Below are 14,342 nucleotides of genomic sequence, written 5' to 3'. Positions count from 1 at the left end.
ACGCGAGAGGAGACCACACAATGGCAGATCGCAGTTTGCGTGGAATGCGTCTGGGCGCACAAAGCCTGCAGAGCGAAGAGGGCGTGGTTTTCTCGCCCCGAACGACCTATACGTACCGCTGCGCGACATGTGGCCGTGACACCGACATGGTGTTCTCGGCCGAGGCCGAAGCGCCTGAGACCTGGGAATGCAAGTACTGCAGCCACGAAGCGACCCTCATGGTCGGTTCGGAGCCCGTCGAGGTCGACCACGGAGACGTGAAGACGCCCCGTAGTCACTGGGACATGCTGCTCGAGCGCCGCACCCGGGCCGAGCTCGAGGAGCTCTTGGAAGAGCGCCTCCAGTACCTCCGGGCACGTCGCGGAACGCAGAAGATCGGCGCTTGAACACAGAGGGCAGAGCGCCAGTCACGATCAGGAACGTCGCCTGGCCTTCACGGGCCGGGGCGACGTTCTCGTCGTTAACGCCACCGCAAGACCGATGACGCCGAACCCGGCCACCAGCCATTCGATCTGGAAGCCGAACAGCGAGGCCGGCGTCGGCACGGTGGCCAGTGGCACGTCGGCCACCATGGCACCCGCCTGGTAGGCCGGGATGCCGGTGATCGTGCGCCCGTCGGGTCCGATGATCTGGCTGGTGCCGACAGTCGAGATGTTCACGACGCTGCGGCCCAGCTCGATCGCCCGCAGCCGAGCGATGGCCAGTTGCTGCAGGTTCTCGTCGGTCTTGCCGAAGTCGGCGTTGTTGGTCTGCGAGAGCACCACCTGCGCGCCCTCGTCGCTCATCTCGCGCATCACGGCGTCATCGGTGATGTCGAAGCAGATCGAGATCCCGGCGATCAGCCCATTGATGTCGAAGGTGAGGTCGGTGCCGCCGAACTCGTAGTCGCGGGTCACCAGGTCGACGAGATCGGGCTGGAGGGCATGGAAGAAGTCGCGGTTGGGCATCCACTCGGCGAAGGGCACCGGGTGGCGCTTGTCGTAGAAGTCGGCGACGCCCCCGTTCTGCCAGAGCAGCGACGTGTTGTAGACCTTGTCGCCACGCTGCTGGATGGTGCCGACCACGATCGGCACTCCCCCGAGCGACCGGCTCACCGAGTCGAGGGTCTCGGCCGCCACCGGGTAGCGCGTGGGGTCGATGTCGGAGGCGTTCTCCGGCCACACCACCACATCGAGCTTGTCGCCCTCGAGCGGCACCGACGCCGCGACATGGTCGCTCAGGATGTCGCCGGGCTGATGCACCGCGAACAGGCCGGCGTTCGAGTTGCCCTGCACCCCGGCGATCCGTGAGGTTCCGGATGTGGGCGCCGGCCACGCGGGAACGGCCAGCAGCGCGGCGATCGCGATCGCGCCGGCGAGCACCCGGCTCGAGGTGCGGAGGTCGAACTCGCGAGCGAGCTGGATGAGGAACGCGACCATCCAGACGAGCGCGAAGCTGAGCCCCGACATCCCGAGCCAGGCGACGATGTCGGCGAAGGGGCTCTCGGACTGCGACATGGCGACACGGCCCCACGAGAAGCCACCGTACGGTGCGATGGAATTGATTCCCTCGCGCAGCACCCAGAGCCCGGAGACGATGATCGGAACGAGCCCGAGGCGACCCCAGCGACTCGGCCAGACCCGGTCGGCGCGACGGTAGACGAGTGCGATCAGGATGGAGCCGAGCCCGAAGTAGACCGCCTCGAATCCGGAGAGCCCGAGCCACGGTATGGGCCCGAGGTAGAGGGTGAGCCAGAAGATGTGCACGCCCCAGAACGTGGCGCCGGCGACGACGCCGATGAGGAACGCACTCCCCCATCCACGCCCCACGAGACCGACGAGCACGATGCCCACTCCCACCAGGGTGAGCGGCCACCAGCCCTTGTCGGGGAATCCGGCGTCGAGGGCGATTCCGGCCCCGACCGCACCCACGAGGGCGAGCCAGAGGGGCATCAGGGGTCGCGTGAAGCGCTGTGGCTCGGCGAGCGGGCGCCGCAGGTCGATCAGCTGTGGTGTGGGGGCCGAGGCGGCGGCCGCGCGGGTCGCCGGAGTCAGTGTCGCGCTCATCATCCGTGTCCGCTCATGCCACCGACGAGTACGCGACGATGCCACGGCGCACCGCGTCGATGGCCGACCGCGCCGTCGACGAGAGGCGGGCATCCGAGGTCCCCTGCAGCTGGTCCAGCAGGTCGATGGTCTGCTTCGACCAGCGCACGAAGTCTCCCGCCGCCATGTCGGCCTCGTTCAGCACGTCGTCGAGCGCGCCCCCGCGGGCCCACTTGTGCATGGCGGTGGACAGCCCCGTGGCCACGGGATCGCTGCCCGGCAGCTTGTGCTCACGCTCGATGTCGTCGATCTGGGCCCAGAGCGTCTGCGTCTTGTCGAGCGCGACGCGGAAGGCGCCGCGCGGCAGGAAGCGTTCCGCCGCCTCGCTCTCGTCGCGTCGCGGCTCGTAGACCAGGGCGCAGGCGATGGCTGCGAGGGATGCCGGGTCGAGGTCGTGCCACACCTGCCGACGGATGCACTCGGCCACCAGGAGGTCGCGTTCGCCATAGATCCGCTTGAGCGTGTGACCGTGCTGCGTGAGCGTGGTCACCCCGTCGTCGTCGGTGGCGAGGTAGCCGAGGCCGAGCAGCACGTCGGTGACGCGGTCGAACACCTTGGCGATCACGTTGGTGCGCGTCTGGATCTGCTGGGTGAGCCGGTCCGTCTCCTTCTTCAGCGTGAACCACCGCTCGGCCCAGCGAGCGTGCGCCTCCCGGTCTTTGCACCCGTGCACCGGATGCGAGCGCAGCTGCTTGCGCAACGACTCGATGCGCCGCTGCCGCTTCTCCCGTTCGCCGCGAGACTGCGTGGCTGAGCGCCCGGCGCCGGCCCGCTCGAGATCGGTGAGTTCGCGGCGGATGCGCGCGTACTCCTTGAAGTCGCCGAGGTGGCAGGTCATCGATTTCTCGTAGCCGGCCAGCGACTCCTCCTGCTGCCGCACCTTGCGGGCCAGGTCGACCACGGCCCGGTCGGCCTGGAACTGCGCGAACGACGACTCCAGGATCTCGCGGGTGCGCGGCCGCCCGAACTGGTCGATCAGGTTCACGGCCATGTTGTAGGTGGGCCGGAAGCTGGAATTCAGCGGATAGGTGCGCCGCGAGGCCAAGGAGGCGACCTCCTGCGGGTCGAGGCCCTCGCGCCACTGGATGACCGAGTGCCCCTCCACGTCGATGCCGCGTCGCCCCGCGCGACCGGTGAGCTGGGTGTACTCCCCGGCCGTGATCGAGACACGGGCCTCGCCGTTGAACTTCTCGAGCTTCTCGAGCACCACGGTGCGCGCCGGCATGTTGATGCCGAGCGCGAGGGTCTCGGTGGCGAACACGACCTTCACGAGCTTCTTCTGGTAGAGCTCCTCCACGACCTCTTTGAAGGCCGGCAACATGCCGGCGTGGTGCGCCGCCACCCCGCGCATCAAGCCCTCGGTCCACTCCCAGTAGCCGAGCACGGCGAGATCCTCGTCGAGCAGGGTGCGGCAGCGCTCGTCGACGATGCGGCGGATCTCCTCACGCTCCTCGGCGGTGGTGAGACGCACTCCCCCGCGCAGCACTTGTTTGACGGCCTGGTCGCATCCGATCCGGCTGAACACGAAGAAGATGGCGGGCAGCAGCCGGTGCTCGTCGAGCAGGGCCACCACGTCGGGTCGATCCATCCGCTCGAGGCTCTGGGCGTGCGGGCGGTACCCACCGCGACCACGGCCTCCCCCACCCCCGCGTCGCCCTCCCCCGCCACCACCCCGACCGCCGAGGCGGTCGACGGACGCGAGCGACGCCCCGCCCCGCACCAGCTGCGCGAGCTCGGGATTGACACGATTGGTCGCCGCCCGCCCGGTCGAGTCGAAGAGGTCGATCAGCTTCGTCTTCACCAGCGCGTGCTGGTCGAGCGGCACCGGCCGCTCCTCGGAGACGATCACCTCGGTGTCTCCGCGCACGGCCTGCAGCCAGTCGCCGAACTCCTCGGCGTTCGAGACCGTGGCCGAGAGTGACACCAGTTTGACCGTCTGTGGGAGGTGGATGATCACCTCTTCCCACACGGCACCGCGGAAGCGATCGGCCAGGTAGTGCACCTCGTCCATCACCACGAACCGGAGGTTCTTGAGCAGCCCCGAGTCGGCGTAGAGCATGTTGCGGAGCACCTCGGTGGTCATCACCACGATGCGGGCGTCGGCGTTGATGTTGGTGTCCCCGGTGAGCAGCCCCACCTCGTCGGGACCGTACTCCGTCACGAACTCCTGGAACTTCTGGTTCGAGAGGGCCTTCATCGGCGCCGTGTAGAACACCTTGTCGCGCACCGACTGCATGGCGAGGTGCACCGCGAACTCCGCCACGACCGTCTTGCCCGCGCCGGTCGGTGCGGCCACCAGCACGCTGCGGCCGTCTTCGAGTGCTCCGGCCGCCTCGATCTGGAAGGGGTCGAGGTCGAAGCCCAGCCCGCTCCGGAACTGTTCGACCTGCGGATGCCCGGCCCGCTTGCGACTCGCCGCGAACCGCTCCGCAGGGCTCAGCACGGCGCTGGTCTCGTCTGCGAGAGCCATCAGACGGCCAATTCGATGTCGAGGCTCTCCATCGCCCGCCGCTTCCGGCGGTCGTGCAGCCAGGCGATGCCGGCCGCCGCGAAGTAGAGCAACAGCATCGGGATGGCGAGCAGGAACATCGACATCACGTCGGCGGCGGGCGTGGCGATGGCGGTGAACAAGGTGATGGCGAGGATCGCGATGCGCCACGACTTCAGGATGGCCACCGCGCTCAGCACCCCCGCGAAGTTGAGGATGACGAGGAACACCGGCAGCACGAAGGCGATACCGATCGCGAGCACGAGTTTCAGCACGAAGTCGTAGTAGGAGCGCGCGGTGAGCAGCGCCGTCGTGCCCTCGGGGGCGAACCCGGTGAGCAGGGTCACCATGTGCGGCAGCACGAACCAGCCGGCCACGCAGCCTGCGAGGAACAGCGGAACGGCGGCGCACACGAAGCCGAGCGCATACCGCTTCTCTTTCTTCTTCAACCCGGGCATCACGAATGCGAACACCTGGTAGAGCCACACCGGCGACGAGAGCACGACCCCCACGGTGAAGGCGATCTGGATGCGCAGATCGAACGCCGAGGAGACGTCGGTGAAGTTGAGGCTCGCTTCGCGGCCCTGCTGGGCGGCGAGATCGGCGATCGGCTGGGTCAGTGCCGAGAGGATGAAGTCGGAGAGGATGAACCCGACCACCATGCCGAGCACGATGGCCAGCGCCGAGATGAAGAGCCGGTTGCGCAGCTCGACGAGGTGGGCGCCGAGCGACATCCGGCCGTCACGGGAGCGCCGCCGGGAAGACTTGACGGCCACCGACCCTACGACTTCGGTTCGGACTTCGTCTCCGGTGCGGTCGTCGCCTCAGAAGGCGCCGTGCCGGAGGCCGGGGGTGCAGCGGGAGCGGCCGATGCGGTCGGCTCGGCCGGCGGAGTCACCGGGTCGGCGTTCTCCTCCTTCATGGCCTTGGTCTCGCTGCGGAAGATGCGCATCGACTGGCCGAGGCTCTTCGACAAGGCAGGCAGACGGGTCGCCCCGAACAACAGCAGGATGACGACGAGGATGATGACCAGGTGCCACCCGTTGAGGTTACCGAGCATTGGTCCACTTCCTTATCGTCGGAATCGTTTCGGGATTCACCAGCAGTTTACCGCGTTTGATGCGTGCTTCTCTGCGTGCCTGCTTCAATTCGGCTTTCCTTTCCAGATGAAGTTCGCGGCGCCGGGCGGTTTCGGCGTAGCCGATCAGGATGGCACGCTCGGCGGGTTCTTCCGGCGCCAGCTCTTCGATGTTCTCGTTGAGCTGCGCGACCTTGTCGGTGAGCTCCTCGAGCGCGTGCATCACCGCCACGCCTTTGCGGAACAGCCGGTAGCCGAGCCAGGCGAGCATGCCGAAGAAGCCGAGCCCGAGAACGACCCAGATGATCAGCCACGCCCACCACGCCATCGCCACAGCCTATCCGGCGCCCTGCCCGGCGTCGCGGTAACGGGCGAGTGCGGCCTCGGCCCAGTCCACCACGGCGGCGCGGGCCTCCGGAGGGTCGACGATGGTCACCGCCGACGACATCGCGGCCACCAGGCGCTTCAGGCTGTGGATGTGGGCGACGCGGATGCGGGCCCGCACGCGCCCGGATTCGGCGGCCGGCGCATCCGGGGCCCGCGTGTCGACGCTCGAGACGAACTCGCCGAGGAGCGACAGGGCGGAGGGGTCGAGTTCGATCGTCACCACGAGGTCGTCGGCCGCGCCCTGGAAGAGACTGTCGCCGAGCCGGACGTCGTCGTGCGTCGAACTGACCGGGTCGTCGGTGACCCGGATGTCGGTCATCCGGTCGAGACGGAAGGTGCGCACCGCCTCGCGCAGATGGTCCCAGGCGCGGAGGTACCAGTCCTCGTTGTCGGAGTCGATGCGCAACGGATCGACCCGTCGTCGTTCCCGCGAACCGCGCGAGGTGAGGTAGTCGAACTCGATCTGCACCCGGCGGCCGAGCGCATCCCGCAGCTCGGCGAGCGATCCGGCCGAGTCGGATGACGCGATCGCGACCTGGCTCGGGCTCTCGGAGGCCCCGCGCGCCAGCTTGTCCATCAGCGAGGAGTAGACGCCGCTGTCGACGTTCTCGGGCAGCGACTGCAGATACTGCAGCCCGGCGATCAGGGCGGCGGCCTCGCGCGCGGAGAACCGCGGAGAGTCGTCGAGGGCGACCATGTGGGTGATGACGATCTCGTCGCGCTCGTCGAAGTCGTCCCAGGAGATGTCGAAGAGGTCGCCGTGCTGGTACTGCGTGGTGTCGCCCGGCACACCGGAGACGGCGATGAGCGAGACGGCGTCGCGGATCTGCTTCTCGGAGACCTGGAAATGGGCTGCGGCATCCGCCACCGAGACACGGCCGTGATCGATCAGGTACGGAACGAGTGCGAGCAGGAAGGTGAGTTTGTCCTGCGCGTAGGCCAAGGGCTGCCCTTCGCGAGCGGATGCCATCACTCGGCCACCCCTGCCGGCGTCGCGTGGGAGCGCACCGCCGCTTCGAGCCGGGAGATCACGGCTTCGACCAGCCGCTCGGGGCCGCGCACGCGCACCTCGGGGCCGAAGCCCGCCAGCTCGTCGGCCAGGAGGTTCACGTCGGTGAAGTGCAACAGCACCCGCCCTCGGTCGCCGAGTTCGGCACCGCGTCGGCGGGAGAGTCGCACCTCGGCGTCCGTGCCGGGTTCGACATCGAGTTCCGCCACGTTGAGCTCCCAGATGTCGTCGAGCTCCTCGAGCGCCGAGGCGGCGTAGTTGCCGGGCGGCACGTCGACCGTCTGCCGGCCGAGTTTCACCGCACCGGTGATGCGCGAGAGCAGGAAGGTGCGCGGCTCCCCCACCCCGTGGTCGATTGCCTTGAGGTGCCAGCGGCCCTGGTGCTGCACCAGCGCCAACGGGGTCACCGTACGCAGCCGGGCGGCCGGGTCCCCGGGCTTGAGATACGAGAAGGATGCCGTCACGCGGCGGGAGAGCGCATCCGAGAGGGGGTCGAACGCGGCGTCGCGGGTTCGGATCCGTGGAGCGTAGCCGAGCACGGGGTCGCTGGTGTCGACGCCGATCGACCGCAGCTTCAACAGTGCCCGCTGCGACTCCCGAGAGAGCGAGCCTTCCCGCCAGGCCATCGCGGCGAGGTTCAGCAGGGTGGTCTCGGCGGAGGAGAACGCGATGTCGGCGGGCAGTTCATATGCCGTTCGGGGAATGCGATAGCGCGACGACTGGTTGTTGCCCGGATCCCCCGGCGTCTCGATGGTCTCGAGTGGAACGCCGAGTTCCCGGATGTCGTCTTTGTCGCGCTCGAACTGCCGCTCCAGTGTGGCGTTGTCGCCGTAGGGGTCGTAGCGCTGACGGTAACCCTGCACGGTCGAGAGGATCTCGTTCTTCGTCAGCCCCGCCTCGGTCGCCAGAAGGGCCAGCACCAGGCTGAACAGCCTCTCCTCGACCGGGACAGGCGCGGGCGATTGCTTCTGCGGCGACACGCAAGAATTCTAGTTCGTGGGATGCGGTCCGCGGGCGCACCGCGACGACCGCATCGCGACCGGCAGAATCAGTTCGACGCGGTCGGCAGGATGCCCAGGATGTCGACGACGTACGCCGTGGCCGATCCGCCCGACGCATCCGGCAGCACCACGAGCACCTCGGAGCCGACGGTCTGGCCCACCAGGAACGGCGTGATACCGGGCGGCGTGGTGGACGAAGAGCCGGTGGACGGGGTGTCGCTCATCGCCCAGAGCTTCGGTGTGCCGTCTTCCCAGGTCGAGGACACCACTTTGTCGGGCGTCGCGTACGACACCGCGAGCGACTGCACGATGATCGAGTCGCCCTTCGCCACGACCGTGCCCTCACCCTTCTTGAGCAGGGCCGACTTGGCATCGGTCGGCGTGTCGCCGGAGACGATCGTGATGCCCGGGCGCCCGTTCGAGTCGTGCACGACGCTCGGGAAACCGGCCTGCGCGGGCTGGTCGGCGCCGGTCGCGGCGCGCGGGAAGGTCGAGGTGATGTCGAACACCATCACGACGGAGCCGGTGGCGCCGCTGAAGATCGCGGTTGCCTGGTCGTTCGGCAGCACGATTGCGACGCGCTCTCCGGCGCTGGTGCAGAGCAGGCCGTTGCGGAGGCCATCCGGCAGGGAGTCGGCGACGACGAGAGCGGTGGACTGCGGGGCTCCGGCAGCGGCACCGGTCTCTCCGTCGTAGACCGTGTAGTTCGCCACCACGGTGCTGCCGGGCCCCACCAGGTCGCCGGAACCGGGGATGAGCACCGAGCGCTCGGCCTGCTCCGCCACGAGCGGGAACGGGAAGGTGGCCGCCGGGTCGGCGCCCAGGTCGCCGGTGGCGGTGATGGCCTCGCTCGAGTCACCGGACGGCGTGGCCGTCGAGCAGTCGGGAGCGGCGGGCGAGCCGCTGCATGCGGCGAGCGAGAGCAGAAGCCCTGCCGACAGAATGAGCGCGAGAGACTTGCGCACGGATCCTCATTTCCTGCATTCGACGAGCCGTCGGCCCGGTGAGCGAAACTATCCTATTTCATCGTCGTGAAGCTGAATTCCGCCTGACTCCCGCGCCTCACGGGCCTTGGCGGCATCCGCGGTCGCCGTGGCCGCCCGCACCCGCTTGCGGAGGCTCTTCGCGCTGATGCCGCGCTCCCCCAGGGCACCCGGAGTCCACGCCTCGACGTCCTCCTCCGAGAAGTCGCTCTTCGACGCGCGGCGCTTGAGTTCGGGCAGGATCGAGCCGGGCGCGAGCCGCCGGGCGGTCACCAGAAAGCCGGTGTGTCCGATCATCCGGTGATCGGGGCGCACCGCGAGCCCCTCGACGTGCCAGCCGCGCACCATGGTCTCGCTCGGGACCGGGTTGGTGAAGACATCCGACTCACGCATCGCCTCGACCACCCGGGAGAGCTGGGTGACGGTCGCGACGTAGCAGAGCACCACCCCGCCGGGCTTCAGCGCCGCGGCGACGACGTCGATGCACTCCCAGGGTGCGAGCATGTCGAGCACGACGCGGTCGACGGTGTGATCGGGATGCGTCGCCGGCAGCGCTTCGACCAGGTCGCCGACCGTGACGGTCCAGGATTCGGGATCGCGGCCGAAGTAGGCGGCCACGTTCGCACGCGCCACATCGGCGAACTCGTCGCGCCGTTCGAAGCTCGACAGGTGGCCCTCCGGTCCGATGGCGCGGAGCAGCCAGAGCGAGAGCGCTCCCGAACCGACCCCGGCCTCGACCACGGTGGCCCCCGGGAACACGTCGGCCTGCGCGAGGATCTGCGCGGCATCCTTCGGGTAGATGATGGCGGCGCCGCGGGGCATCGACATCACGAAATCGGTCAGCAGCGGGCGCAACGCGAGGTGCTCCACGCCCACCGAGTTCTTCACCACCGAGCCGTCGGGCAAGCCGATCAGCGCGTCGTGGTCGATGAAGCCGCGATGCGTGTGGAACACCTTGCCCGATTCGAGGGTGATGCTGTTGAGCTTGCCTTTGGGACCGGTGAGCTGCACCCGGTCGCCCTCGCGGAAGGGGCCGCTGTACTGGGCGGTCATGCGCTCTGCTCCGTTCGCACCTCGGCGAGCACGCTCGCCACGTCGTCGGGCGTCACGCCCGCGAGGGTGCTCCAGATGCGGTCGGCGCCGGAATCGTCGAGGTTCAGCAGGTGCTGCACGCCGATCACGGCGGCGCCGGCGGCGACGGCGGAGGTGACTCCGGTCACCGAGTCCTCGATCGCGACCGTCTGCGCGATGTCCACCCCGAGGGTCGCCGCCGCGGTGAGGTAGGCCTCCGGATGCGGCTTGCTCTCGGTCACGACGTCGGCCGAGACCACCGTGGAGAAGACGTCGGCGGGCAGGAAGGAGGCGACGTGGTGCGCCATCCGGCCGATCGACATGGTGACGAGCGCCTGCGGCACCCCGCGCTCGTGCAGCGCGATGAGCAGTTCGAGCGCACCGGGGCGCCAGGGCACGTGCTCGCTGATCTGTTCCATCACCCGCGTGGAGAGGAGCTGGATGATCTCGTCGGCCGGCATGTCCACCCCGAACTCCTGCAGGATGCGGGCACTGCGGTCGAGACCGGAGCCCACCAGGGTCATCGCGGCCTCATGCGTCCAGGTGCCGCCGTAGGACTCCACCAGCTTCTCCTGGGCGCGCATCCAGTACGGCTCGGTGTCGACGATGGTGCCGTCCATGTCCCACAGGACAGCGGCGGGAAGGGCGGGTGAGGATTCGGTCACGGGCGACAAGTCTACGGCGTCGCGATCCGGCCTCACTTTTCCTCCGCTCCCGGTGGAACGCCTATCCTTGACTGACGGCACCGCACCGTGCGGATGTCTCGGAAGGCAGTGAGGTACCCATCACGGCGACAGACAACGGATTCCTCCGCGGACGACTGCTCCTCGTCGCGTTCGAAGGCTGGAACGACGCCGGCGAAGCGGCCACCGGAGCCCTCCGGGTGCTCAAGGAGCAGCTCGACGTGGTTCCGATCACCGAGGTCGACACCGAGGAGTACTTCGACTTCCAGTTCAACCGCCCCACGGTGTCCGCCGACGACGAGGGCCGGCGTGTGCTGACCTGGCCCGGCGCCATCGTGTACGGTCCGGATGACGCGCTCGACGCCGAAGCGGCAGTCACGCCCGGCGCATCCGTCGACGCAGGGGACGATTCGCACGTCTATCTGCTGATCGGGTCCGAGCCCTCGCGCAACTGGAGGAAGTTCACCGCGGAGGTCGTGTCGACCGCCCTGGCCGAAGACATCGGCGGCGTGGTGCTGCTCGGCGCGATGCTCGCCGACGTGCCGCACACGCGCCCCATCTCCGTCTTCGCCACCAGCGAGAACCCGCTCGTGCGCAGCGAGCTCGACATCGAGCGCAGCTCCTACGAAGGGCCGGTCGGCATCCTCAGCGTCATCGCCGACGCCGCGGAGAGCGCCGGCATCCCCGCCATCTCGATCTGGGCGTCGGTGCCGCACTACGTGCACAACGCGCCCTCGCCCAAGGCCACGCTCGCCCTGATCGACAAGATCGAGGAGCTCATCGACGTGCAGATCGACCGCGGCGAACTCGTCGACGAGTCGACCGCCTGGGAGTCGGGCATCGACGCCCTGGCCGGCGAAGACGAGGACATGGCGGCCTACATCCAGCAGCTCGAGCAGGCTCGCGACACCGTCGACTCCCCCGAGGCCAGCGGCGAGGCCATCGCGCAGGAGTTCGAGCGCTACCTCCGCAAGCGCGGCGACGGTCGCGCCGGCGGCGACTCCCGCCCCGACGAGCCCTGGCGGCATTAGCTGCCTCGGGCGCCGTGCTTCGCGCGGCGTCCTCGGGCGTCGCCGGTCCCTGCCCGGCGCCGCGACTAGCCCGGGATACGGGTACCGAGTCGACTTACGGGCTGGAGTGGGTACCGCCTCGCCACTTCCCACGCCCGGCCGTCCTTCGGCCGGTCAGGCGCTCATTGCTCGCGCCGCCGCTGCTGCGGCGCGAGGCGACATGTTCGCGTGCGGTCGGAGAGCCCGGCCTGCGGTCGGGCCCTCCGGCCGCGCGCTCACCCTACGTCGTCGAGCGCGGCCCGCGGCCTGCGATCTCGGGGTGAGGTTTTTGGCGGACTGACTACAGCCGGATCCCCAGAAGGGCGTCCAGCACCTGGGCGGCCAGCGCGTTCGACCCCGCCGAGTGCGGCTGCGTGAACCAGGCGTCGAACTCGTCGAGGGCGCCGGGGGTGTCGAGATCGTCGTGGAGGCGGACGCGGACGCGCTCGAGCAGGAGCAGGGCGTCATCCGCGTCCACACCCTCGTCGAGCGCATCGCCCACGATCGGGTGGGCGGCGGAAGCGCGCCAGGCTGCCACGCGTTCCGCGGCGCGGAGCTCGTCGCCGCGGTGCCACTCCCAGTCGTCTCGGTAGCAGTGCGAGAGGATGGCCAGGCGGATCGCGGCGGGCTCCACGCCCGCCTCCCGCAGTTCGGAGACCAGCACCAGGTTGCCGAGCGACTTGCTCATCTTCTCGCCGTCGAACGCCACCAGCCCGCCGTGCGCGTTGACGCGCGCGAAGCGCTGTCCGGTCAGGGCGGTGGCGTGGGCGGCGCTGAACTCGTGGTGCGGAAAGACCAGGTCTCCTCCTCCGCCCTGCACGCAGATCGTGTCGCCGAGCGTCTCACGCGCGATCACCGAGCACTCGATGTGCCAGCCCGGCCGCCCACGCCGGATCTCGGGGAAGGACGTGTCCCAGGCCGGCTCGCCCGCGCGTTCCACCCGCCAGAGCAGCGGATCGAGCGGATCGCGCTTGCCGGCCCGATCGGGGTCTCCCCCGCGTTCGGCGAACAAGCGGCTCATCGTCGCCCGGTCCAGACCGCTCTCGGAGCCGAGCACCCAGGGCGTCGACCGCTCGGCTGCCGCGATGTCGAAGTACCAGTCCTCGGATCCGTCGTCGAGCGCATCCAGAGTCGGCACGGTGTAGGCGAAACCCGCGGCCCGCAACTCGTCGACGGCGCGTGCGATGTCGTCGATGGTCTCCGTGACGCCGACGTAGGCATCCGGGGGCCGCACGCCGAGGGCTGCCATGTCGGTGCGGAACAGTTCGATCTGGCCTGCCGCGAGTTGCTGCCAGTCGACGCCGGTCGCGGCCGCCCGCTCGAGCAGCGGGTCGTCGACGTCGGTGATGTTCTGGGTGTACGAGACGTCGAGCCCCGCGTCGATCCACGACCGGATCAGCGTGTCGAAGGCCAGATAGGTGGCCGCGTGTCCGATGTGCGTCGCGTCATAGGGGGTGATGCCGCAGACGTAGAGGGTGGCCTCACCGCCGGCACCGGCGACGGTGGAGTCGAGGAAGCGGCCACTCGAGTCGTCGTGGATGCGCGGCGCCGCACCGCGCCCGGGGAGCTCGGGGATGTCGGGTCGGGACCAGGAACGCACCGGTCAAGCCTAGTTGTGTTCGCTGAACGAAAACGTCGGGGAGGGGCGTTACGCCGCGATGACCCCGGCCGACAGCAGCACGATCAGGACGACGCCGAGCGCGATGCGGTAGATCACGAAGGGCAGGAAGCTGCGCTTGGAGATGTAGCTCATGAAGAACGCGATGACCACGAGGCCCACGATGAAGGCGATAACGGTCGCGACCAATGTCTCGAGCGGGCCGAATCCCCCCGCCGCGGTCTCACTGCCTCCGATGCTCTTCGCCACCTGGAACAGCCCGCTGCCGAACACCGCGGGGATGGCGAGAAGAAAGGAGTAGCGCGCTGCCGCGCGGCGCTCGTACCCCATGAAGAGCCCGGCCGTGATGGTGCCGCCCGAGCGCGAGACGCCCGGGATGAGAGCCAGCGCCTGCGCGAAGCCGAAGATGATGCCGTGCGGGATGGTGAGGTCTTTCAGCCGCCGGCGCTTCGCACCCACGTAGTCGGCGATACCGAGCAGGATGCCGAACACGATCAGCGTGGTCGCCACGATCCAGAGCGAGCGGAACGTCGTCTCGATGTCGTCTTGGAAGAGCACGCCGAGGATGACGATGGGGATGGAGCCGACGATGATCAGCCAGCCCATGCGCGCATCCGGATCGTTGCGCGGAACGCGACCGGCCAGCGACTTGGCCCACCGGCTCACGATGCGCACGATGTCGCGCCAGAAGAACACCACCACCGCGGTCTCGGTTCCGAGCTGGGTGATGGCGGTGAAGGCCGCGCCGGGGTCTTTCGCGCCGGGCAGCAGTTCGCCCACGATGCGCAGGTGCGCGCTCGACGAGATCGGCAGGAACTCGGTCAGGCCCTGGACGAATCCGAGGATGACGGCGTTGAGAAAGTCCATGTCTCCCTTTTGGAGTGATCGTGC

Annotated in this window: 14 protein-coding genes; 2 read left to right on the top strand and 12 right to left on the bottom strand. The window is 68.9% G+C overall.

Features of this window, described 5'->3' with window-relative positions:
• The first annotated feature begins 20 nt into the window (after nt 1-20).
• Nucleotides 21-386, top strand: a complete 366-nt coding sequence (locus tag BLW00_RS10045; protein ID WP_092553238.1) for an RNA polymerase-binding protein RbpA — start codon at nt 21-23, stop codon at nt 384-386.
• A 27-nt stretch (nt 387-413) separates the two neighbouring features.
• On the opposite strand, the gene lnt is transcribed toward BLW00_RS10045, so the two are convergent.
• From lnt to BLW00_RS09995, 10 genes are all read right to left on the bottom strand, one after another.
• Nucleotides 414-2,045, bottom strand: coding sequence for an apolipoprotein N-acyltransferase (gene lnt / locus BLW00_RS10040; protein WP_245741503.1), 1,632 nt, complete (start codon nt 2,043-2,045; stop codon nt 414-416).
• Between the two features lie 13 nt (nt 2,046-2,058).
• On the bottom strand, nt 2,059-4,554 hold the full coding sequence (locus BLW00_RS10035) for a DEAD/DEAH box helicase (protein WP_092553235.1): 2,496 nt from the start codon (nt 4,552-4,554) through the stop codon (nt 2,059-2,061).
• A complete protein-coding gene (gene tatC, locus BLW00_RS10030) occupies nt 4,554-5,306 on the bottom strand; it encodes a twin-arginine translocase subunit TatC (RefSeq protein WP_092553232.1) in 753 nt (250 codons plus the stop codon). The genes BLW00_RS10035 and tatC overlap by 1 nt, the downstream gene beginning before the upstream one ends.
• 47 nt (nt 5,307-5,353) lie before the next feature.
• Nucleotides 5,354-5,632: a Sec-independent protein translocase subunit TatA gene (gene tatA, locus BLW00_RS10025; RefSeq protein ID WP_092553229.1), complete on the bottom strand. Its 279-nt coding sequence runs from the start codon at nt 5,630-5,632 to the stop codon at nt 5,354-5,356.
• Nucleotides 5,622-5,978: a hypothetical protein gene (locus BLW00_RS10020; RefSeq protein ID WP_092553226.1), complete on the bottom strand. Its 357-nt coding sequence runs from the start codon at nt 5,976-5,978 to the stop codon at nt 5,622-5,624. Before BLW00_RS10020 ends, tatA begins: the two co-directional genes overlap by 11 nt.
• Nucleotides 5,979-5,987: 9 nt before the next feature.
• Nucleotides 5,988-7,007 (bottom strand): helix-turn-helix transcriptional regulator, encoded by a 1,020-nt coding sequence (locus BLW00_RS10015; RefSeq protein ID WP_092553222.1) that lies wholly within the window; start codon nt 7,005-7,007, stop codon nt 5,988-5,990.
• A complete protein-coding gene (locus BLW00_RS10010) occupies nt 7,007-8,026 on the bottom strand; it encodes a helix-turn-helix transcriptional regulator (protein ID WP_092553128.1) in 1,020 nt (339 codons plus the stop codon). The genes BLW00_RS10015 and BLW00_RS10010 overlap by 1 nt, the downstream gene beginning before the upstream one ends.
• 68 nt (nt 8,027-8,094) lie before the next feature.
• Nucleotides 8,095-9,012 (bottom strand): FKBP-type peptidyl-prolyl cis-trans isomerase, encoded by a 918-nt coding sequence (locus BLW00_RS10005; protein WP_092553125.1) that lies wholly within the window; start codon nt 9,010-9,012, stop codon nt 8,095-8,097.
• Between the two features lie 48 nt (nt 9,013-9,060).
• Complete coding sequence (locus tag BLW00_RS10000; RefSeq protein ID WP_092553122.1) at nt 9,061-10,083, bottom strand: tRNA (adenine-N1)-methyltransferase; 1,023 nt, start codon at nt 10,081-10,083, stop codon at nt 9,061-9,063.
• Nucleotides 10,080-10,766, bottom strand: coding sequence for an HAD family hydrolase (locus tag BLW00_RS09995; RefSeq protein WP_281242404.1), 687 nt, complete (start codon nt 10,764-10,766; stop codon nt 10,080-10,082). The genes BLW00_RS10000 and BLW00_RS09995 overlap by 4 nt, the downstream gene beginning before the upstream one ends.
• Nucleotides 10,767-10,885: 119 nt before the next feature.
• On the opposite strand from BLW00_RS09995, the gene BLW00_RS09990 reads away from it, so the two are divergent.
• Nucleotides 10,886-11,815: a proteasome assembly chaperone family protein gene (locus tag BLW00_RS09990; protein ID WP_092553116.1), complete on the top strand. Its 930-nt coding sequence runs from the start codon at nt 10,886-10,888 to the stop codon at nt 11,813-11,815.
• Between the two features lie 319 nt (nt 11,816-12,134).
• On the opposite strand, the gene mshC is transcribed toward BLW00_RS09990, so the two are convergent.
• Both mshC and BLW00_RS09980 read right to left on the bottom strand, forming a co-directional pair.
• Nucleotides 12,135-13,433 (bottom strand): cysteine--1-D-myo-inosityl 2-amino-2-deoxy-alpha-D-glucopyranoside ligase, encoded by a 1,299-nt coding sequence (gene mshC / locus BLW00_RS09985; protein WP_092553114.1) that lies wholly within the window; start codon nt 13,431-13,433, stop codon nt 12,135-12,137.
• A 48-nt stretch (nt 13,434-13,481) separates the two neighbouring features.
• Nucleotides 13,482-14,318: an undecaprenyl-diphosphate phosphatase gene (locus BLW00_RS09980; RefSeq protein ID WP_092553111.1), complete on the bottom strand. Its 837-nt coding sequence runs from the start codon at nt 14,316-14,318 to the stop codon at nt 13,482-13,484.
• Between the last annotated feature and the right edge of the window lie 24 nt (nt 14,319-14,342).

Source organism: Herbiconiux ginsengi (assembly GCF_900107435.1).
GTDB lineage: Bacteria > Actinomycetota > Actinomycetes > Actinomycetales > Microbacteriaceae > Herbiconiux > Herbiconiux ginsengi.
The sequence above is the reverse complement of the archived record's forward strand: the minus strand, read 5'-3'. Positions and strand labels throughout refer to the sequence as shown.